Source organism: Azospirillum endophyticum (assembly GCF_016595245.1).
In the GTDB taxonomy this organism is placed as follows: Bacteria; Pseudomonadota; Alphaproteobacteria; order Azospirillales; family Azospirillaceae; genus Azospirillum; species Azospirillum endophyticum.
In genome coordinates, this window is record NZ_JAENHM010000061.1 from 1 (window position 1) to 19,319 (window position 19,319).

Annotated in this window: 17 protein-coding genes; 10 read left to right on the forward strand and 7 right to left on the reverse strand. The window is 68.7% G+C overall.

Annotated elements, in window-relative coordinates; genetic code table 11:
* The first annotated feature begins 41 nt into the window (after nt 1-41).
* Both JHL17_RS23065 and JHL17_RS23070 read left to right on the forward strand, forming a co-directional pair.
* Nucleotides 42-395, forward strand: a complete 354-nt coding sequence (locus JHL17_RS23065) for a DUF6867 family protein (RefSeq protein ID WP_200196777.1) — start codon at nt 42-44, stop codon at nt 393-395.
* Nucleotides 396-770: 375 nt separating this feature from the next.
* The gene (locus JHL17_RS23070; protein ID WP_200196778.1) at nt 771-2,456 is read left to right on the forward strand and encodes a methyl-accepting chemotaxis protein; all 1,686 of its coding nucleotides are present in this window, start codon (nt 771-773) and stop codon (nt 2,454-2,456) included.
* Nucleotides 2,457-2,486: 30 nt separating this feature from the next.
* Here JHL17_RS23070 and JHL17_RS23075 read toward each other — a convergent pair whose 3' ends face one another.
* From JHL17_RS23075 to JHL17_RS23085, 3 genes are all read right to left on the reverse strand, one after another.
* Entirely contained in the window at nt 2,487-3,155 is a 669-nt protein-coding gene (locus JHL17_RS23075; protein ID WP_200196780.1) for a hypothetical protein, read from the reverse strand.
* 21 nt (nt 3,156-3,176) lie between these two features.
* On the reverse strand, nt 3,177-4,709 hold the full coding sequence (locus JHL17_RS23080) for a selenium-binding family protein (RefSeq protein ID WP_247893757.1): 1,533 nt from the start codon (nt 4,707-4,709) through the stop codon (nt 3,177-3,179).
* A 245-nt stretch (nt 4,710-4,954) separates the two neighbouring features.
* Entirely contained in the window at nt 4,955-6,133 is a 1,179-nt protein-coding gene (locus JHL17_RS23085; protein WP_200196781.1) for an acyl-CoA dehydrogenase family protein, read from the reverse strand.
* Between the two features lie 248 nt (nt 6,134-6,381).
* On the opposite strand from JHL17_RS23085, the gene JHL17_RS23090 reads away from it, so the two are divergent.
* Nucleotides 6,382-8,100 (forward strand): VTT domain-containing protein, encoded by a 1,719-nt coding sequence (locus JHL17_RS23090; RefSeq protein WP_200196783.1) that lies wholly within the window; start codon nt 6,382-6,384, stop codon nt 8,098-8,100.
* Nucleotides 8,101-8,131: 31 nt separating this feature from the next.
* Nucleotides 8,132-8,782, forward strand: coding sequence for a DUF1345 domain-containing protein (locus JHL17_RS23095; RefSeq protein ID WP_200196785.1), 651 nt, complete (start codon nt 8,132-8,134; stop codon nt 8,780-8,782).
* Here JHL17_RS23095 and JHL17_RS23100 read toward each other — a convergent pair.
* The 4 genes from JHL17_RS23100 to JHL17_RS23115 all read right to left on the reverse strand — a co-directional run bounded on the left by JHL17_RS23100 (nt 8,775) and on the right by JHL17_RS23115 (nt 13,285).
* Nucleotides 8,775-9,836, reverse strand: coding sequence for a hypothetical protein (locus JHL17_RS23100; protein ID WP_200196787.1), 1,062 nt, complete (start codon nt 9,834-9,836; stop codon nt 8,775-8,777). The two genes, JHL17_RS23095 and JHL17_RS23100, sit on opposite strands and share 8 nt — an antisense overlap.
* A 259-nt stretch (nt 9,837-10,095) precedes the next feature.
* Nucleotides 10,096-11,412: an aspartate aminotransferase family protein gene (locus JHL17_RS23105; protein ID WP_200196789.1), complete on the reverse strand. Its 1,317-nt coding sequence runs from the start codon at nt 11,410-11,412 to the stop codon at nt 10,096-10,098.
* A 6-nt stretch (nt 11,413-11,418) separates the two neighbouring features.
* Nucleotides 11,419-12,456: a phosphotransferase gene (locus JHL17_RS23110; protein ID WP_200196791.1), complete on the reverse strand. Its 1,038-nt coding sequence runs from the start codon at nt 12,454-12,456 to the stop codon at nt 11,419-11,421.
* A gap of 109 nt (nt 12,457-12,565) precedes the next feature.
* Nucleotides 12,566-13,285 carry a GntR family transcriptional regulator gene (locus JHL17_RS23115; RefSeq protein WP_247893759.1) on the reverse strand — a complete coding sequence of 240 codons (720 nt, stop codon included), beginning with the start codon at nt 13,283-13,285 and terminating at the stop codon, nt 12,566-12,568.
* Between the two features lie 344 nt (nt 13,286-13,629).
* Here JHL17_RS23115 and JHL17_RS23120 point away from each other — a divergent pair, with 344 nt between their 5' ends.
* From JHL17_RS23120 to JHL17_RS23145, 6 genes are all read left to right on the forward strand, one after another.
* The gene (locus JHL17_RS23120; protein ID WP_425599645.1) at nt 13,630-15,537 is read left to right on the forward strand and encodes an ABC transporter permease subunit; all 1,908 of its coding nucleotides are present in this window, start codon (nt 13,630-13,632) and stop codon (nt 15,535-15,537) included.
* A gap of 14 nt (nt 15,538-15,551) precedes the next feature.
* On the forward strand, nt 15,552-16,202 hold the full coding sequence (locus JHL17_RS23125; RefSeq protein WP_200196796.1) for an amino acid ABC transporter permease: 651 nt from the start codon (nt 15,552-15,554) through the stop codon (nt 16,200-16,202).
* Complete coding sequence (locus tag JHL17_RS23130; protein ID WP_200196798.1) at nt 16,189-16,917, forward strand: amino acid ABC transporter ATP-binding protein; 729 nt, start codon at nt 16,189-16,191, stop codon at nt 16,915-16,917. Before JHL17_RS23125 ends, JHL17_RS23130 begins: the two co-directional genes overlap by 14 nt.
* A 68-nt stretch (nt 16,918-16,985) precedes the next feature.
* Nucleotides 16,986-17,786 (forward strand): transporter substrate-binding domain-containing protein, encoded by an 801-nt coding sequence (locus tag JHL17_RS23135; protein WP_200196800.1) that lies wholly within the window; start codon nt 16,986-16,988, stop codon nt 17,784-17,786.
* A gap of 33 nt (nt 17,787-17,819) precedes the next feature.
* Nucleotides 17,820-18,164, forward strand: coding sequence for a RidA family protein (locus tag JHL17_RS23140; protein WP_200196801.1), 345 nt, complete (start codon nt 17,820-17,822; stop codon nt 18,162-18,164).
* Nucleotides 18,165-18,255: 91 nt separating this feature from the next.
* Nucleotides 18,256-19,290, forward strand: a complete 1,035-nt coding sequence (locus JHL17_RS23145) for a M14 family metallopeptidase (protein ID WP_200196803.1) — start codon at nt 18,256-18,258, stop codon at nt 19,288-19,290.
* The last annotated feature ends 29 nt before the right edge of the window (nt 19,291-19,319 follow it).

Below are 19,319 nucleotides of genomic sequence, written 5' to 3' on the forward strand. Positions count from 1 at the left end.
CCCGGAGGTGCGCTCGGCCTATCTGGAAGGGGGGCACTGAGATGGAGACGATCCTTGGGTCTTCGGTTCCGGTGTTCGTGTTCCTGACGGTGCTGGTGTTCGGCGGCTGCGGCGTGCTGACCGGGCAGACGCTGGCGGAGGGCTGGAAGCCGGTGTCCAGCGTGGCGGCCTACTCGCTGCTGCTGGGGGCGGGCGACCGCTTCCTGGCCTGGGGCCTGTTCGGCGAGCAGCTGTTGTCGCCCTGGGGCTTCATCGTCCACACCCTGGTGATCGGGCTGATCACCTTCACCGCCCACCGCATCGCCATCGCAAGGCGCATGGTCAACCAGTACCCGTGGCTCTACGAGACTGTCGGGCCGTTCGGCTGGCGCGAGCGCAACCCAGCCCGTGGCTGAGACGATTCCGTCCTGACGCGGTCCGGTTCCCGTAGAAGAACGGGCCGCATCAGGAAAAAAGGCTCCCACCAGAAGAACTGAAGCCGGATTGGCGACATTTCCGGCTTGAAGAGGCGCCGCCCCGTCAAAGAAACGGCGGCGCCTTTTCTTTAATCATTTCCGGGCAAGACTTTTGGATTGCCGTCATGATCGGCAATCATCCGAAAGTCAGAGAAGAAGATCATGGCGCAGTCCATGACCTCCTGTTACAATACCATTTAAATTTTGCAATTCGTTGACGCTTTCACAGCGAACGCCGGCATTGCCGGCGACTGGATCGTCGTGCCTGCGCGGCCGGCGATGCAGCAGGGCATCCGCACGGGAAGGGACAAGAGCATGGCAGTGGACAAGGCGGCCGGATCCCGGTCGCGGCGGTTCTGGAGCGTCGGGCGGAAGGTGACGGCGGCCTTCGTCGCCGCCATCGTCGGCGGCTTCATCGTCATCATGGGGTTGCAGGCCAAGATGCAGTATGACGACGCGGTGCGGCTCGCCACGCACGACGCCCGCGTCAAGACGGACATGCTGGCGAACGCCACCAAGACCAGCTTCGTCGCCGGCGACGGCGCCTCCATCGAGACGGAGTTCATGCCGCTGGCCGACAGCCACGAGGTCCAGCTCGCCTCGCTGCGCGCCGCATCGGCATCCTCCACGCTCGCCGACTTCTCCAACCCGCGCTTCGCCAAATACGACCTGAAGGCCGATCAGGATCTCGTCGAGGCGGTGCTGGCCGGCAAGGGAGCGCAGACCCGCTCCGCCAACGGCCATATCGTGGTGACGGTGCCGGTGGTGACCGGCAAGAGCAACCGGCTGGTCGGCGCCCTCCAGATCGCCTGGAGCCTGGACCAGCAGGTCGACGCCATCGCCGCCCAGATGCGCAACCAGATCGCCATCTGCCTGATCGCCCTGGTTGTGCAGATCGCCCTGCTGAACGCCCTGCTCGGCCGCATCGTCATTCGCCCGCTGCGCGCCATGGCGGCGGCGATGGCGAAGCTCGCCGACGGCGACACCACCGTCGAGGTGCCGGGCAACGCCCGCTCCGACGAGATCGGCGCCATGGCCGGTTCGGTCACCGTCTTCCGCGACAACGCCCGCGCCATCGAGCGCATGCATGCGGCCCAGGCCGAAGCCGACGCCAAGGCGGAAGCGGTCAAGCGCGCCGCCCTGCTCGACCTCGCCGACCGCTTCCAGGGCACGGTGAAGCGGCTGGTCGAGGGCATCGCCGAGTCGGCATCGGGCATGGCCGACAGCGCCGACCGCATGGCCGCCGTCGTCGGCGAGGCGTCCAGCCAGACCCGCAACGTCGCCCGCGAATCCGACGACATCCAGTCGAACGTCCGCTCCGCGGCGGCGGCGGCGACCGAACTCGCCAGCTCCATCGGCGGCATTTCCGAGCAGGTCGGCCATTCCGCCCGCATCGCCGGCGAGGCGGTGTCCCATGCCGACCGCACCAACGCCACCGTCCAGGGGCTGATCGCCAACGCCGAGCGCATCGGCCAGGTGGTCGGGCTGATCCACGCCATCGCCAAGCAGACCAACCTGCTGGCGCTGAACGCCACCATCGAGGCGGCCCGTGCCGGCGAGGCCGGCAAGGGCTTCGCCGTGGTGGCGACCGAGGTGAAGGGGCTGGCCGACCAGACCGCCAAGGCCACCGACGAGATCGCCGCCCAGGTCAACGCCATGCAGTCGGTGACCCGCGAGGCCGCCGACGCCATCGGCGCCATCGGCAGCACCATCACCGAGATCGACGGCATCTCCGGCACCATCACCCAGTCGGTGCAGGAACAGAATTCCGCCACCCAGGAGATCGCCCGGGCGGTGGAGATGGCGGCGCTCGGCACCCAGGGCGTATCGACGACCATCGCCGCCCTGGCCCACACGGCGGAGAGCGCCGGCAGCACCGCGCTCGGCGTCCAGGATGCCGCGCGCGGCCTATCCGGCCAGACCCGTACGCTCGCGGCGGAGGTCGAGCGCTTCCTGACGGAGGTGCGTCAGCAGGCGACCGGGGACGTGAAGGCGGCGTGAAGTCCCTGACGGGACTCACGCCGGCGGATCTCACCCCAGCAGCAGGAACCCCACCCCGGTGCCGATCAGGGCGCCCGCCCACAGCAGATCGAAATTCACCCAGCCGCGGCGCAGGATTCCGAGCCCGACGGTTTCGAAAACCGCCAGCCCGATGACGGCGATCATCGCCAGCATCGCCGCCATATGCACGAGGACCACCGCCAGCCCGGCCGCCGCCGATCCGAGCGCGGCGACCGGGCCGGTCATCTCCGCCCCCGGTCCGCATAGGGACAGCGCCATCAGCTGAGCCGGGGCCAACATGCCCAGCAGCAGGGGCAGGATCATCAGCCCGGCCCCGTGGGCCGACGCCATCAGGAAGGACCAGAGCGTCAGCCCGGCAAAGCCGGCGCGCATGCCGACCCGCAGCCGGTGACGGTATCCTCGCACCAGCCGGTAGAGGCCGAAGCCGATCAGAAGGGCGGGCGTGACCAGCCTCAGCGGGGCCGTCGTGACGACCAGCTGCAGGACGGCAAATCCCGCCACCACCACCAGCACCGACAGGGCATGCCCCAGCGCGATGGGGGGCAGAGCCCTGATGACGGCGGCGCGCCGCCCCTCCTGAAGGCCGAGCGCCACGGCGAAGAGCCATCCCATCGCCGGGTTCAGTCCATGGAAGGCGCCGAGTCCCGCGAGCGCCAGCCATTGCCAGGGGTCATCCATGGGGCGCCCCTCCGGCCGCGGTCATGGATAGCAGTAGGAATCCGAGGAGGCGTCGCCCCCCTCCAGCCGGATCTGGTGACCGCGGAAGTCATCGTCGAAGCGCAGGAAGAACCGCTCGTCGATGGTCAGGCCGCCGTCCGGATCGGCATCGAGCTTGACCATCCAGCTCTTGATGCCGTCCGGGTAGAACTGGTCGTCCCAGCTCCGGTACAGCGAGTTGGTGAAGTAGACCCGCTTGCCGTCGCGGCTGACCTCGACCATCTGCGGACCACCGTTGAGGGCTCCGCCATCGGCATCGCCGCCGCCGGGATGACGGCCGCGTCCGACGATCCCTCCCAGCCGCACCGAGCCGGTCAGCCTGGGCTGGAACGGATCGGACACGTCGTATCGCCGCATCTCCCCCGTGCCCCAGCACGACACGTAGAGCCAGCGGTCGTCCAGAGACAGGTCGATGTCGGTGACGAGCGGCGGCACCGCCTTGAAGCCCTTGAGCATCGGCGGCAACAAATCCGGGTCTGCCGGTTCGGCCGGGATATCGATCACCTTCCGCATGGCCCAGCGGCCAGACTTGCTGCCGTCATCCTCGCGATACCAAAGCCAGATCGACGAGGACAGGTCCGACAGGTTGACCACGGCATTCATGAATCCGTGCGTCCTGGTCGGGTCGTGGGCCGGCCGCAGCTCCAGCGCCAGCTGATACTCCGGGCCCAGGTCGATGGTCTGCCGGTGCCGGCGTTTCCGCAAATCCCAGAAATGGACCTGATGACCATATTTTCCGCCGAGCAGCAGTTCGGGGTTCAGTCCGCCCTCGATCATGTCGGGCGTGCCCCATTCGCTGGTGATCAGCGTGTCCTGGCCGAGATGCCACCAGACATCGTAGGCCAGGAATTGCGGTCCGCGGTCAATTTCCCACTGGCCGAGCACATCGAAGGTTTCGTGATCCATCAGGAAGACGCCGCCCGGCCCGCCGCCATCGCCGCTGCCATTGCCGAGCGCGCTGACATAGATGCCTTCCGGCCCGCAATGCATCGTATGCGGGCGGGAGTAATTGGCGCGTGCCGCGAGCTCCTCCGGCTCGATGACCTTGACGATCCTGGGGCTGGCCGGATCCGGCTTGGTGTCCAGGATGTGGATGCGCGACGACCGCAGTCCGGGCACGATCAGGTACCGCCGCTCCACATGCGGATGCGGAGCGTAGGGGCACAAGGCGGAACTGCAAGCGTTCCAGCCGAAATGATGCAGTTCGTCACCGACATTCGGCATATCGACGCGGCGAAGGAGCCGGCCGTAGCTGGCCGAGGAGGGGTCGACATCGACCACCCCCAGCGCATCCGGCCCCGCACCGACGTTCAACATCGCCACATAGGCCAGCCGTTCCGGAGGGGCTTGCATCGCCATGCGTGGCGAAGGATAGAAACTGGGGTCAGGAGTCCAGGTTGCCATGGAAAATCCTCCCAAGTCGGCCTGCGCCGAATTGGAAAGAATACCCCAGCCTTGAGAGACGGCCACGGAAGCAATCGGGGTGTATTGTCTATATACCGAGCCGACAATCATCCCAATTTCGAATTACGGGAAAATTCCCGCCTCGGGAAAGAGGAAGCCGACGCCGCCCGAGAGGAGGGGCCTGTTCCGGGAATCCGCAACCACACCGATTCCCGTATGTGCCCACGCCTCCGCCGCATCGCGATGACTCCCTCCCTCTCCCGGACATCGGAGCGGATCTGCGATCCGCCCGATGCCGCCGGCAACGCATGCGTTGGCCCGAGAGGCGGGAAAGGGGATGGACGCTCCGTACCGGTTTACGAGAACGCCTGCAGGCCCGTCTGCGCCCGGCCCAGGATCAGGGCGTGGACGTCATGGGTGCCTTCATAGGTGTTCACCGTCTCCAGGTTCACCATGTGGCGGATGACCTGGAACTCCTCGGAGATGCCGTTGCCGCCGTGCATGTCGCGGGCGATGCGGGCGATGTCCAGCGCCTTGCCGCAGTTGTTGCGCTTGATCAGCGACACCGCCTCCGGCGACCAGCTGCCGTCGTCCATCATGCGGCCGACCCGCAAGGCAGCCTGCAGGCCGAGCGTGATCTCCGTCATCATGTCGGCCAGCTTCTTCTGCACCAGCTGGGTCTGGGCCAGCGGCCGGCCGAACTGCTTGCGGTCCATCGTGTACTGGCGGGCGGCGTGCCAGCAGAACTCCGCCGCGCCCATCACGCCCCAGGCGATGCCATAGCGCGCCTTGTTCAGGCAGCCGAACGGACCGCCGAGACCCGACGCGTCGGGCAGCAGGTTCTCGTCCGGCACGAAGGCCTCGTCCAGGACGATCTCGCCGGTGACCGACGCGCGCAGCGACAGCTTGCCCTCGATCTTCGGGGTGGAGAAGCCCTTGGTCCCGCGCTCCACCACGAAGCCCTTGATCTTGTTGTCATGGGCGGCCGACTTCGCCCAGACCACGGCGAGATCGGCGATCGGCGAATTGGTGATCCACATCTTGGAGCCCGACAGCAGGTAGCCGCCGTCGACCTTGGTGGCGCGGGTCTTCATGCCGTTAGGATCGGAGCCGTGGTCCGGCTCGGTCAGGCCGAAGCAGCCGATCAGTTCGCCGGTGGCGAGCCGCGGCAGCCACTTCTTCTTCTGCTCCTCGCTGCCGTAGGAGTAGATCGGGTGCATGACCAGCGACGACTGCACCGACATGGCGGAGCGATACCCGCTGTCCACCCGCTCCACCTCGCGGGCGACCAGACCATAGGCGACATGGCTGACGCCCGGCCCGCCGTATTCCTCCGGGATGGTCGGCCCCAGCAGGCCCAGCTCGCCCATCTCGGTCATGATCTCGCGGTCGAACCGCTCCTCGCGGAAGGCGGAGATGACGCGGGGCTGCAGCCGGTCCTGGCAGTAGGCGCGGGCGCTGTCGCGCACCAGCTTCTCATCCTCGCTCAGCTGGGCTTCAAGGAGGAAGGCGTCGTCCCACTGGATGCTCTGCACGGTGCGTCTCCTGGTCATGTCGGGTGGCGGTTCGGCCGCCGGTCATCGATTGAAGCGCACTCTGCCGTGCCATCGCCATACCTGCAAACACATATTTTCTATCATGCCCATAACGATACGATATGGCTCAAAAGAAACAGTCGCTGTGTCGCACGGTTCCATAAAAGTTTTAACGTGAAGCTTACCATTTCCTATGCAATTTTGCCTAAGGTACACCAGCCGCCACCCACCCAACGGACATCCGCCCCGTGTTTGCTGCATTGCAACCAATAACCGCCTTCGCCGGTTTCCCCCTATTGCTGGGCCTTGCTTTGCTTACGCTTCTGCACGAAGACGTTGCGATTGCGGTCGGAGCCAGCCTCGTCAGCGTCGGTACCGTCAGCATCGGGGTGACCGCCATCACGCTGCTGTGTGGGATTGTTATCGGAGATTTGTTCATTTATGTCCTCGGACTATTGTCGCTGCGGATCAGTTGGATTCGGCGGCGGACCGAAGGGCCAATGCTTGAACGCTGCCGCAAGGCCTTGCAGGGCAACCTGCTGCCGACCTTGGTGACTTGCCGGCTGGTGCCGGGCGTCTTGTTCCCGACCTATTTCGCCTGCGGCGTGATGCGGGTGCCGTTCCTCCGCTTCGTCGCCATCACGCTGGCGACCGCGGGCGTGCATGTCGGGCTGCTGCTGACGCTGATGACCTCCTCGCTGGAGGCGGCGGCGGTGCAGGTCCAGGTGATCGGCATCGGCTGCGCGGCGCTGCTGATGATCCTGCGCACCAAGCGCGCCCAATCCATCGTCCGGGCGCTGTTCGGCCGCATCCGGGCGGCGCTGGAGCCGCTGCTGCCCAAGCCCTTGCGCGACGCCCTGCACGGCAGCCCGACCCCGCGCGCCATCGCCCTGCCCGGCCTGCCGGTGGTGCCGGCCGGGGCCCCGACCATCGGCTGGGCGGAGCGCATCCCGCCGCTGCTGTTCTACATCCCGCTGGTGGCGCAATGGTTCGCGCTGGGCCTCCGCTACCGCAGCCTGACCCTGCCGACCGCCGCCAACCCGTCGATCGAGGCGGGCGGGCTGCTCGGCGAATCGAAGATCGCCTGCATGGACCTGATCGGCCCGGAGGCACGCAAATGGGCGGCGAAGTCCGTCGCCCTGGTCAACCGGCCGTCGCTGACCCCGGCGATGCTGGAGTCGCTGGCCTCGGGCGCCGGGCTGTCCTTCCCGCTGGTCGCCAAGCCCGACATCGGCTGGCGCGGCATCGGCGTGCGGCTGGTGCATGATTCCGCCGACCTCTGCGCCTATCTCCGCGGCTTTCCGGCGGACGTGCGGCTGATCCTGCAGGAGCATGTGCCCTATGTCGGCGAAGCCGGCATCTTCTACGTCCGCAAGCCGGGCGAACGGCACGGTCGCATCTTCTCGATGACCTTTCGCTACTACCCGCATGTGGTCGGCGACGGGCGCTCCAGCCTGCGCGCCCTGATCGCCGCCGACCCGCGCGCCTCCTGGAAGGCCGACCTGCACCACGAGGCGCTGGCCGACCGGCTGGATGAGGTTCCGGCGGCGGGCGAGACGGTGCGGCTGTCGCTGGTCGGCAGCAGCCGGGTCGGCGGCCTCTACAAGGATGCCTGCGGCCATGTCACGGCGACGCTGACCGCCCGTTTCGACGAGATCGCCGACGAGATGCCGGGCTTCCATTTCGGCCGCTTCGACGTGCGCTTCCTGTCGGTGGAACAGCTGGCGGTGGGCGAAGATTTCCGCATCATCGAGGTGAACGGCGCCGGGGCCGAGGCCATCCACATGTGGGACCCGGAGTTCAGGCTGGGCGACGCCTACGCCACCCTGTTCCACCAGCAGGCGCTGATGTTCGAGGTCGCCGACGCCTGCCGGGCGCAGGGAGCCCGGCCGCTGACGGCGCTGGAGCTGGTGCGCTACCAGCGCCGCCAGCAGACCTTGCTTCCGCTCTACCCCGCCTCCAACTGATCGCACGGACACTCCACGATCCGGAGGCGCGATGCGCCACAGCCTGAACCATCTCCGCAACCGCCCTTCCCTCGCCAGCGCGCTGGCGGTGGCGCTGATGGCCGGAGGCACCGCGGCCTTCTGGCTGCACGCGTCCACCGCATTGCTGATCGGCTGGGACCTCGGGGTCGCCGTCTACATCCTGCTGGCCGGCATCCTGATGAGCCGGGCGACGGTGGCGTCGATGCGCCGGCGGGCCCGACTGCTGGATCCCGGCAAGTGGGGTGTGCTAGCCGGGGCCGTGCTGGCCTCGCTGGTGGCGCTGGCCGCCATCGTGGTGGAGCTGGTGTCGGCCAAGGGCTCCCCGCATGAAGGGATGGCGGCGGTGCTGTCGGCGGCGACGGTCCTGCTGTCCTGGAGCTTCCTGCACGTCTTCTTCGCCCAGCATTACGCCCATGACTACTGGCTGAACGGCCGGACGGAGCAGGACCGCAGCCTGGATTTTCCCGGCAACGACACGCCCGATTATCTGGAGTTCCTGTATTTCAGCTTCACCGTCGGGATGACGGCGCAGGTCTCCGACGTCACCACCCGCAGCGCCGGAATACGCCGGCTGGTGCTGATGCACGGCGCGCTGTCCTTCCTGTTCAACACCGCGGTGCTGGCGCTGGGCGTCAACCTGGCCGCCGGGCTGGTCAGCTGACGGGGGCCGAAGCCGCCGGGCGCAACGCCCGCCACAGGCGCAGCGCCGCCTTCAGCTTCATCACGGCGCAGACGAGGAACGACAGGGCGCTGATCACCGCCGCGACCAGCGCGAGGATCAGCTTCGCGCCCATCTTCCAGGCATGTGCCATCACCGAGAACACCCGCTTTCCGGCAAGCCGGAAGGCACCGCTCACCGGCTTGCCGAGGAGCTTCGCGGCGCGCTCGGCATCCCGCAGATCCTTGATGTCGTCGACATGGCGCAGGATGGCCAGGGTCCTGGAAGGCGACGTCGCCCTGCCGACTTCGGCCACCGAACCGAGCACATGCCGCAGCTCGCCCATGTCGACACGGGCGGCATGGCTGCGGGCGGCCCGCGCCAGATCGTCGACGCGGTACCAGGGGATCCCCGCCACCGATTGCCGGAAGGCAGGCGTATCGGCGGCGCGGACGACGACCCGGGAGAGTTCCTGCTGAAAGCGGGCGGTCAGCGCGCCGGTCCTCCGGGCCAGCTTGGCCAGGGAAACCCCGGTCTTGACCGGCAGGGCGCCTCCCGCCGTGGCCATGGTCGCCGCCGACATCGCCACCCCGGCGATCGCAAGGCCCAGCACCAGATCGTCGACCGGCTCGCCCCTGACGATGCGCGACGCCTGCTCCGTCAGGTCGCGGATGTCGCCGACCACCGTCAGGTCGGAGGCGATCGCGGCGGCCATTCCCGCGGCTCCCTCCCCGTCGCCGGTCACGAAGCCCGTCGCGGCACGCCTGACCGTCCGTTCCGCCGCCCGCAGGCCCGAGGTCTCGTCGGCGAAACGGCTGCGCAACGCCGGGTCGATCGGCACCCGCAGGAAATCGGCGACGTCGAGATAGTCCTCGGCCTCCTCGGGCGCATCGCGGTCGAGCGCCGACGCGATCCGCTGTTCCAACTGCTCCTTGGGGGCGGCCTGTTCGAGCATGGAGACCAGCGCGGCGCGGACATCCTCGTCCGTCGGGGCCGTGTCGTGCAGCGGAAGCCAAAGCAGGGCCGCGGCGGCGGCGGCCGCGACTCCCGCAACCATCAGCCGAGTCCCCGAACGGCCGGACTTCCCCTCCGGGCTGCGATCGGCTCCCGGCCCGGCCCCCGGCCCGGTCCTCGTCGACGCTGGAGACTGAGTCATCGGCTGGCGGCCACTCCTCTCGACGTCACCATCAGGAATGGCATGAGGGTAGCAGTTTCATGCCGGCCGTACAGAGGGATCGCCTCTTCCGTCGCCCACCTGTCGCGGGTTCGCCCGACGGCGAACCCGCATTGCGCTGACCGATGGTCGGCGGCCCGGATCAGAGCGCCGCCAGCACCTCGTCCAGCGTGGCGAGGAACAGCTTGGCGTCGTCGGAGGAGAACACCAGCGGCGGACGGATCTTCAGGATGTGCCCCTCCTGCCCGGTGGCGCTGATCAGCACCCGGCGCTGGCGCATGCCGTTGACCACGCGGGCGGTCTCCTCCGGGGCCGGGGTCTTCAGGCCGCGGTCGCGCACCATCTCGACGCCGATGAACAGGCCGCTGCCGCGGACGTCGCCGATCAGGTCGTGCTTGGCGGCCAGCGCGCGCAAGCCCTCGATCATCTCGGTGCCGACCGCCAGGGCGTTCTCCTGCAGCCGGTCCGCCTTGATCACGCGCAGCACGGCCAGCGCCACGGCGCAGGACACCGGGTTGCCGCCGAAGGTGTTGAAATAGCGCTGGCTCCGGCCGAACGCCTCGATCACCTCCGGCCGGAACACCGCCCCCGCCACCGGATGGCCGTTGCCCATCGGCTTGCCCACCGTCACGATGTCGGGCACCAGCCCATGGCGCGCGAAGCCCCACATGTGGGTGCCGAGCCGGCCGAAGCCGGGCTGCACCTCGTCGGCGATGAAGAGGCCGCCGGCCTTGCGCATCGCCTCCACCGCCGGGGCGAGGAAGCCGGCCGGATCGGTGAAGACGCCGCTGCTGGAGAAGATGGTGTCGACCAGCAGCGCCGCCGGGGCGATGCCGTTCTCGCGCAGGTCGGCGATGGCCGCCTCGACGGAGCGCGCGAAGGCGGCGCCGACCTCCGACTCCGGGATGCGGTAGCCGTCGGGGGCCGGCACGACGCGGACATGGTCGCCCAGCTTCACCGCGGCGCCCAGCGAGGGCGACATCTCCGCCAGCGCCGAGGTGACGCCGTGATAGGCATTGTGGGCGATGACGACGCCGGTCCCGCCGGTGTGGACGCGGGCGACGCGCAGGGCCAGATCGTTGGCCTCGCTGCCGGTGCAGGTCAGCATCAGCTGCGACAGTTCCGCCGGGAACTCCGCCAGGAAGGCTTCGGCGAAGTCGAGGATGCCGTCGGTCAGGTAGCGCGTGTGGGTGTTCAGCACGGCCGCCTGCTTGGCCATCGCCTCCACCACCTCCGGCCGCGAATGGCCGACCGAGGCGACGTTGTTGTAGGCGTCGAGGTAGCGGTTGCCCTCGGCGTCATAGAGCGACGAGCCCTCCCCCCGCACGACATGGATCGGGTCGGCGTAGAACAGGCGGTAGGCCGGGCCGAGCAGCCTCTCGCGGCGGGCGATCAGGGTGCGCTCGCGCTCCGGCAGGGATCCGGCGGAGTCGGGCGCGTAGGCGTTGATCATGGTCATGGCGGTTCACACTCTCTGGCAGGCGAGATGGAGCAGGCGGTGCGCGGTGGCGGCCTCGTCGCCGGTCAGCTTTTCCAGCCCGGCGAAGGCGCGTTCGGAATTGCGCAGGATGTAGGCGGCGTTGTCCGGATATTCGGCCGCCCGCCAGCCGGTGATGGCGATGGTGAGGGCCAGCCGGGCCGCCACCAGTTCGGGCAGCAGCTCGACCTCCTCCGCCGTCAGCGGCAGCACGGCGTTGTAGGCGCGGGTCATCTCGACCAGCGAGCCGAAGGGCGTCTCGCCGCTGGTGACGTGGTAGGCGAGCGCCGTCGCCAGGTCGTTGACCAGCGGCGCCTTCAGCGCGTCGCCGAAATCGATGATCCCGGTGACCGTCTCGTGCCCGACCGGATCGACCACCGCGTTGTGCGGGTTGAGGTCGTTGTGGATCACCTGATGCCGCAGGCCAGGCAGCCGCGGCGCCACCCGCTCGGCGAAGCGGGCGATGAAGCGCTCGACCATCCGGCGGCGCGGGCCGTCCGCCAAGTAATGCAGCCGGTCGGCGACACCGGCGGTGCGCGTGATGTCCCACAGCAGATCGCGCTCCGAGCCGGGATGCTCGTAGTCGGCCAGCGCCAGATCCAGCCGGGCCAGCGTCGACCCCAGCGCCCGCATCTGTCCCGCCGAGGCCGGCGCGGCGTGAAGCGGCGTGCCGTCGAGATAGGTCAGCAGCCGCAGGACCATCGCGCTGCCCTCGACCTGGACGACGGCCTGTGCCTGCCCCTCCAGCGTCGGCACGACGCGCGGCACCGGCAGGGCCGGGTCGCGGGCGGCCACATGCTGCATCGCCCCGGTCTGGAAGCCGGTGACCAGCTGCGACTCCGCCGGGTTGGTGAACTTCAGCACATACCCCCGCCCGTCGGGGGCGGTGACGTGGAAATTGCGGTCGCGCTCGCTGCTCAGTTCGCGAATCCCGCCGGTCACCCCGAAATGCCGCTGCATCATGGCGCCGGCCTCGTCCGGGGAAATCGGCGGCGCGACGGTGGTCAGAACATCACCCGCTGTCATGGCCGCACTCTCCTCGTTGCTCGAAGCCTCGTTGCTCGAAGCGTTGAATGTTTGATGCATCATCACCATGGCTGGCTTGGCCTTGGGAACCGATGTGGGGGCAGGGGGATCAGGAGACCAGCGCCTCGGGACGTTCGGCATCGACCCGTTCCAGGATCGGGCCGCTGGCCAGCAGGATGTCGGCCTGGATGGCGCGGGCGGCGGCCGGGCCGTCATGGCGGCGGATGGCGTCCATCAAGGGATAATGGTGGTCGATCATCGTGCGCCCGGCACCGCCATAGACGTCGGCGATCAAGGGTCCCATCTGGAGCCACAGGCGGCGCAGGATGTCGCCGAGCACCGGCATGTCTGCGATTTCCGACAGCTTGAAATGGAAGATCTGGTTGAGTTCGGTGGCCCGCGCGGTGTCGCCGGCGGCCATGGCGTCCTCATTGCGCTTCAGCAGCGCTTCCAGCAGCGCGATCTCGGCGGGCGTGACCTTCTCGGCGGCGCGCGCGGCGGCCAGCCCCTCGAGAGTGACGCGGATGTCGCGAATTTCCAGATAGGCGGCGCGGGTCAGCATCGGAACGCGGATGTCGCGCGGCGAGCGCAGCACCAGCGCCTGATCCTGCACCAGACGCAGGATGGCGTCCCGCACCGGCGTGACGCTGGTCCCCAGCCGTTCGGCGAGATCGCGGATCTTGAGGCGGTCGTTCGGCTTGAACGCCCCCTTCATCAGGGCCTCGCACAGCTTCTGATAGATCGTGCTGCCGAGATTGTCGTGCTCGAGAAGTGTGAGGTCGAACCCGCTCATCGTCAGCCCTTCGCCGCCATCCGTAATTTGCTGCATGATGCATCATAATGCCGGCGGGCGGATGGAAGGTCAAGGCGTCCCTTGCGCCGAACGGGACTGAGGCGTGAGGAAACCATCAGCAACGGCAACCAATGTTTGAAATTTCACCAAATCGCAATGACAACGTTGTCATTTACGGCCTGCCACTTTATGGTAACGTTGTCATCAGGCATTCGCCGCCCCTTCCCGTTCGGCCGTTCAGGATTTCCCTCATGAGCCCGTTTCTCGACGCCCTGCTCGACAGCAGTTTGGACGACAGCATCCGCGGGGTGCCGCCGGGGACGGCATCATTGCGGCTGCGCGACGTCGGCGCCCAGGGCTGGCGACCGGCCGCCGGCGACATGGCGTTGCCGGTGCTGACGCTCGACGAGGAAGCCTTCGCCGCCAACCGCGACCTGATCTTCGCCTATGCCCGCCGCCATGGCGTGGCGCTGGCGCCGCATGCCAAGACGCCGATGGCGCCGCAGATCGCGGCCGGACTGATGGAGGCCGGTGCCTGGGGCGCCACCGTCGCCAATTTGCAGCAGGCCGCCGTGCTGCTGCGCGCCGGCGTGACTCGGCTGATCCTCGGCAACGAGATCGGCGGCCTCGCCAGCGGCAAGCGGCTGGGCGCGTTGCTCGCCGCCCATCCCGATGCTGACCTGCGCGCCTTCGCCGACTCACCCGCCGCCGTCGAGACGCTCGCCGCCGCCGCGCGTGCCGCCGGCCGGCCCCCCGAAAATCCGCTGGCCGTCCTGGTCGAGGTCGGCGCCGGCCGCGGCGGCGCCCGCGACCGGGCGGCGGTGGAGGCGATCCTCACCGCGGTGCTGCTGCATCCCGGCTTGCTGGTCCTCGACGGGGTCGCCACCTACGAAGGGGCCGTCGCCACCTCCGACCCGGCCGAGACCGCCGCCAACATCGCCACCCTGATGCAGCGCACGGCGGAAGCCTTCGCCCTGGTGCGTTCGCTGGCGCCGGAGCGGCCGCTGCTGCTCACCGCCGGCGGCTCCGCCTTCTTCGACATGGTGGTCGCCGGCCTGGCGCCGGTCGCCGAGACCGACGGCAACGCCACGCTGGTGCTGCGCAGCGGCGCCATCTTCTTCCACGACCATGGCGTCTACGAACGCGCGCTCGGCGCGCTCGACGCCCGCCGCGGCTTCGCCTGCGGCGGGGCGGCGGCGGCCGATTTCCGCCCGGCCCTGCGCCTGTGGGCGGAGGTGCTGACCCGGCCNCGATTTCCGCCCGGCCCTGCGCCTGTGGGCGGAGGTGCTGACCCGGCCGGAGCCGGGCCTCGCCATCTGCGGCTTCGGCATGCGCGACGCCTCCTTCGACCAGGATCTGCCCCGCCCGCTGCGAATCCACCGCGACGGCGTGGCGCTGCCCGCGGATGGGCTGCAGGTGATCCGGCTGAACGACCAGCACGCCTTCCTCGCCGTGCCGGCCGGCCAGGAACTGGCCGTCGGCGACATCGTCGAGTTCGGAATCTCCCATCCCTGCACCTGCATCGACCGCTGGCGGGTGCTGTTCGGCCTCGGCGCCGACGGGCGGGTCCGCAGCGCCTACCGCACCTTCTTCGGCTGACCCGAGACGGCCCGGCATCCATGCAGACCTTGAATTTCCAGCAGCTCTGGCGCTACCAGGACCAGCTGATCGACGGCACGCTGCACACGCTGCTGCTGACCCTGGTCGCCGCGGCGATCGGCACCGCCATCGGCGTCGCCGCGGCGGCGGCGGTGCGCAGCGGGCCGCGCCCGGTGCGCTGGGCGATCCGCGGCTATGTCGAACTGATCCGCAACACGCCCTCGCTGATCCAGCTCTTCGTGGTCTTCTTCGTGCTGCCGGGCTTCGGCCTGCGGATGGGAGCCTTCGAGGCGGCGTCGATCGCGCTCGGCCTCTATTTCGGCGCCTACTGCACCGAGATCGTCCGCGCCGGGCTCGACGCCATTCCCGGCAGCCAAGTCGAGGCCGGCCAGTGCCTGGGGCTCACCCGCTGGCAGGTCTTCCGCCACATCGTGCTGCCGCCCGCCCTGCGCAGCGTCTATCCCGCCTTTACCAGCCAGTTCGTCCTGCTGCTGCTCGGCACCTCGCTGGCCTCGCAGATCTCGGCGGAGGAACTGTTCCACACCGGCGGTTTCATCGAGACCCGCACCTACCGCAGCTTCGAGGTCTATGCCGTCATCTGCGGCATCTACTTCGCCCTGGTGATGACCTTCAAACTGCTGTTCGCCGCGGTGGGGCATCTCGCCTTCCGCTGGCCGGTTCGGCGCTGACGGAGACACCAGCCATGCGTTCCTTCTCCCTCGGCGACTTCCTGTCGCTGCTCAGCGCCCTGCAATGGACCGCCGTCCTCGTCCTCATCGCGCTCGGCCTCGGCGCGCCGCTGGCGCTGCTGCTCGCCCTGATGCGGACCAGCGCCAGCCGTGCGCTGCGCTGGACCGCCACCGCCTTCCTGCAGCTCGTCCAGGGCGTGCCGCTGCTCGGCCTGCTGATGTTCTTCTATTTCGGCATGCCGGTCTTCCTCGGCATCGAGATGCCGCCGCTGGTCGCCGTCGGCATCGCCATGACCGTCTACACCGCCTCCTTCCTCGGCGAGATCTGGCGCGGCGGCATCGAGGCGGTGAAGCACGAGCAGTGGGAGGCCGCCGCCTGCCTCGGCCTGTCGACCTGGCACCAGTTCCGCTACGTCATCGCGCCGCAGGCCTTCCGCATGGCGCTGCCGCCGACCGTCGGCTTCCTCGTCCAGTTGATCAAGGGGACCTCGCTGGCCTCGATCGTCGGCTTCGTCGAACTCGCCCGCGCCGGCCAGCTGGTCAGCGCCGCCACCTTCCAGCCCCTGCTGGTCTACTCGATCGTCGCGGCGATCTATTTCGCCGCCTGCCTGCCGCTCACCCTGTGGGCCCGTTCCCTGGAGGTCCGTCTCAATGGCGCTCGTTGACATCCGAAACGTTTCCAAGAGCTATGGGTCGACCCAGGTGCTCAAGGGGGTGTCGCTCGACATCGACGAAGGCGAGATCGTCACCATCATCGGCAAGTCCGGGTCCGGCAAATCGACCCTGCTGCGCTGCATCAACGCGCTGGAGCGCATCGACGGCGGCGAGATCACGGTGGAGGGCCGGCCGGTGCGTACCGACATGCCGAACCTGCGCGATTTCCGCCAGCGCGTCGGCATCGTCTTCCAGGCCTTCAACCTGTTCCCGCACATGACGGTGGAGCGCAACATCACGCTGGCGCCGGTCCTCAACAAGCGGATCGCCAAGGCGGAAGGCCGGGCGCTGGCGCTGGAGGTGCTGGAGCGCGTCGGGCTGGCCGACAAGATCGACGCCTATCCGGCCCAGCTCTCCGGCGGGCAGCAGCAGCGCGTCGCCATCGCCCGCTGCCTCGCCATGAAACCGCAGCTGATGCTGTTCGACGAGGTGACCTCGGCACTGGACCCCGAACTGGTCGGTGAGGTGCTGAAGGTGATGGAGGACATGGCGCGCCAGGGCATGACCATGGTCCTGGTCACCCACGAGATGGGCTTCGCCCGCAACGTCGCCTCCAAGATCGTCTTCATGCACCAGGGCCGCGTCTGGGAGGAGGGGCCGCCGGCCGAACTCTTCGCCAACCCGCGCACTCCCGAATTGCAGAGTTTCATCGCTTCCGTGCGCTGAGGCGCGCCGAGCCAACCACCGGTTCCCTGCCGAGGACCGGACAACGAGCAGAACAGAGGAGAAACGTCGTGAGACTCTTCCGGACCTTCGCCGCCGCCGTGGCGGTCTGCGCCACCGTCGCGCTCTCCGCCGCCCTGCCCGCCACCGCGAAGGCGGATGCCCTGCAGGACGTGCTGTCGGCCGGCAAGCTGCGCGTCGGCGTGCTGATGGACGCCGCCCCCTGGGGCTTCAAGGACGCCAAGGGCGAGGCCGCCGGCCTCGACATCGACATGGCCAAGCTGATGGCCGCCGACATGGGCGTGAAGCTGGATCTGGTCCAGGTGACCGGCGCCAACCGCATTCCCAGTCTGCTCGCCAACAAGGTGGACGTGCTGATCGCCGCCGCCGGCGCCACGCCGGAGCGTGCCCAGCAGGTGACCTTCACCCAGCCCTACGCCGCGGTCAATCTCGGCGTCTACGGGCCGAAGTCGATGGCGACATCCACCGATCCGGCCGAGTTGAAGGGCCACAGCATCGGCGTCGCCAAGGGCTCGACGCTCGACATCTGGCTGACCGACAACGCCCCCGGCGCCAAGGTGGTGCGCTTCGAGGACACCCCCGGCGCCATCGCCGCCTATCTGGCCGGCCAGGTCGAGACCTTCGCCGAGAACAGCGCCATCGCGCTGAAGGTCGCCGAGGACAATCCCGGCAAGGACGTCGAGCTGAAGTTCCTGATCCGCCAGTCGCCGGCCCATGTCGTCCTCCGCCACGGCGAGCAGGACCTGCGCGACTGGGTCAATACCTTCCTGTTCTACAACCGCCTGAACGGCAAGCTGGGCGCCCTTCAGATGAAGTGGTTCAAGGAAAAGCAGACGCTTCCGCAGATGTAATCCGCCGTTCGGCATCCAAGAGAGGTTTTTTCGATGATCACGAGGTTCCAGGTCGGCCCGCGCATGAGCCAGGCCGTCGTCTGCCACGGCATGGTCCACATCGCGGGCCAGGTCGCCGACAACCGCACCGGTTCCATCCGGGAACAGACCCGCGACGTGCTGGCGAAGATCGACGCCCTGCTGGAGGAAGCAGGCAGCGACAAGTCCAAGCTGGTCGCCGTCAACGTCTTCCTGCCGCACATCACCGACTTCGACGCCATGAACGAGGTCTACGACGCCTGGATCGATCCGGCCAACCCGCCGGCCCGCGCCTGCACCGAGGCGCGGCTGGCCGACCCGGACCTGCGCGTCGAGATGACGGCGCTGGCCGCCCTGTAAGCGGGCCCCTTAGGCGAACCGGGGGAGGCGCCGGGCAGCCGCTGCCGCGGCAGATGCTGCCGAGGCGCCCCTCCGCCAGAAGGTTTTTGGAATGCACACTGGCCTCTACCACGCGCTCGATTTCACCGTCGACGGCAAGTCGCTGGATTTCCTCAGCATCCCGTTTTCGGTGGACCGCTCCCCCTATTACCAGGTGAAGGTCCCGGTCTGCCGCGTGCGCAACGGGACGGGCCCGCGCGTGCTGCTGATGGCGGGCAACCACGGCGACGAATACGAGGGCGAACTGCTGCTGGGCCGGCTGTTCCGCCGCCTCGATCCCGCGCGCATCCGCGGCGAGGTGACGATCCTGCCGGCCGTCAACGCGCCGGCGGTGATGGCGGCGCGGCGCCGGTCGCCGCTGGACGAGGGCAACCTCAACCGCGCCTTCCCCGGCGACCCCGCCGGCAGCCCGACCTTCCGGCTGGCGCATTTCCTGGAGCACGAGCTGTTCCCGCGCCACGACGTGGTGTTCGACATCCATTCCGGCGGCACCTCGATGGCCCACCTGCCCTGCGCCCTGATCGAGCGGCAGGGCACGCCTGACCGGCTCGGCCGCGCCCTGGAGCTGATGCGGGCGCTGGGTATGCCCTACGGCTTCGTGGCGGAGAACGGCGCCACGGCGCCGACCTCGATGGCCGCCGCCGCACGGGCCGGTGTCCTCGGCATCAGCGGCGAGTTCGGTGGTGGGGGGACGGTGACGCCGGAGACCATGGCCTATACCGCCCGCGCGATCGACAATTTGCTGATCACCGTCGGATTGACCGATGCGCCGGTCCTCTCGGACCCCGCGCCTGTTCCGGACCAGATGCAACTGCTGCAGCTTGACAGCCACCGTCAGGCGATCTACGCGCTGCGGCGCGGCTGGTTCGAGCCGGCGGTCGATGTCGGGGCTCGGGTCGCCGCCGGTGATCTCGCCGGCTGGTTCCACGACCTGACGCGGCTCGACCAGCAAGAGGAGGAGCTGCGCTTCCAGGAAGCCGGCATCGTCATCTCGCGGCGCCTGCACAGCGACAGCGAAGCCGGCGACTGCCTGATCCAGGTGGCGCGTCCGGTGGAGGAGGCGGGCATCCTGGCGCGCGCGGCCTGACCCGCGGGACATCCTATGGAAAGGCGGGC

Bases quoted from the DNA above. Each gene is read 5' to 3' on its own strand.
- JHL17_RS23080 (WP_247893757.1), bottom strand. From the start codon at position 4,709: ATGATTGTCGGCTCGGTATATAGACAATACACCCCGATTGCTTCCGTG.
- JHL17_RS23065 (WP_200196777.1), top strand. From the start codon at position 42: ATGGAGACGATCCTTGGGTCTTCGGTTCCGGTGTTCGTGTTCCTGACG.
- JHL17_RS23140 (WP_200196801.1), top strand. From the start codon at position 17,820: ATGATCACGAGGTTCCAGGTCGGCCCGCGCATGAGCCAGGCCGTCGTC.
- JHL17_RS23095 (WP_200196785.1), top strand. From the start codon at position 8,132: ATGCGCCACAGCCTGAACCATCTCCGCAACCGCCCTTCCCTCGCCAGC.
- JHL17_RS23110 (WP_200196791.1), bottom strand. From the start codon at position 12,456: ATGACAGCGGGTGATGTTCTGACCACCGTCGCGCCGCCGATTTCCCCG.
- JHL17_RS23130 (WP_200196798.1), top strand. From the start codon at position 16,189: ATGGCGCTCGTTGACATCCGAAACGTTTCCAAGAGCTATGGGTCGACC.
- JHL17_RS23100 (WP_200196787.1), bottom strand. From the start codon at position 9,836: ATGGTTGCGGGAGTCGCGGCCGCCGCCGCCGCGGCCCTGCTTTGGCTT.
- JHL17_RS23070 (WP_200196778.1), top strand. From the start codon at position 771: ATGGCAGTGGACAAGGCGGCCGGATCCCGGTCGCGGCGGTTCTGGAGC.
- JHL17_RS23115 (WP_247893759.1), bottom strand. From the start codon at position 13,285: ATGCAGCAAATTACGGATGGCGGCGAAGGGCTGACGATGAGCGGGTTC.
- JHL17_RS23075 (WP_200196780.1), bottom strand. From the start codon at position 3,155: ATGGATGACCCCTGGCAATGGCTGGCGCTCGCGGGACTCGGCGCCTTC.
- JHL17_RS23125 (WP_200196796.1), top strand. From the start codon at position 15,552: ATGCGTTCCTTCTCCCTCGGCGACTTCCTGTCGCTGCTCAGCGCCCTG.
- JHL17_RS23105 (WP_200196789.1), bottom strand. From the start codon at position 11,412: ATGACCATGATCAACGCCTACGCGCCCGACTCCGCCGGATCCCTGCCG.
- JHL17_RS23145 (WP_200196803.1), top strand. From the start codon at position 18,256: ATGCACACTGGCCTCTACCACGCGCTCGATTTCACCGTCGACGGCAAG.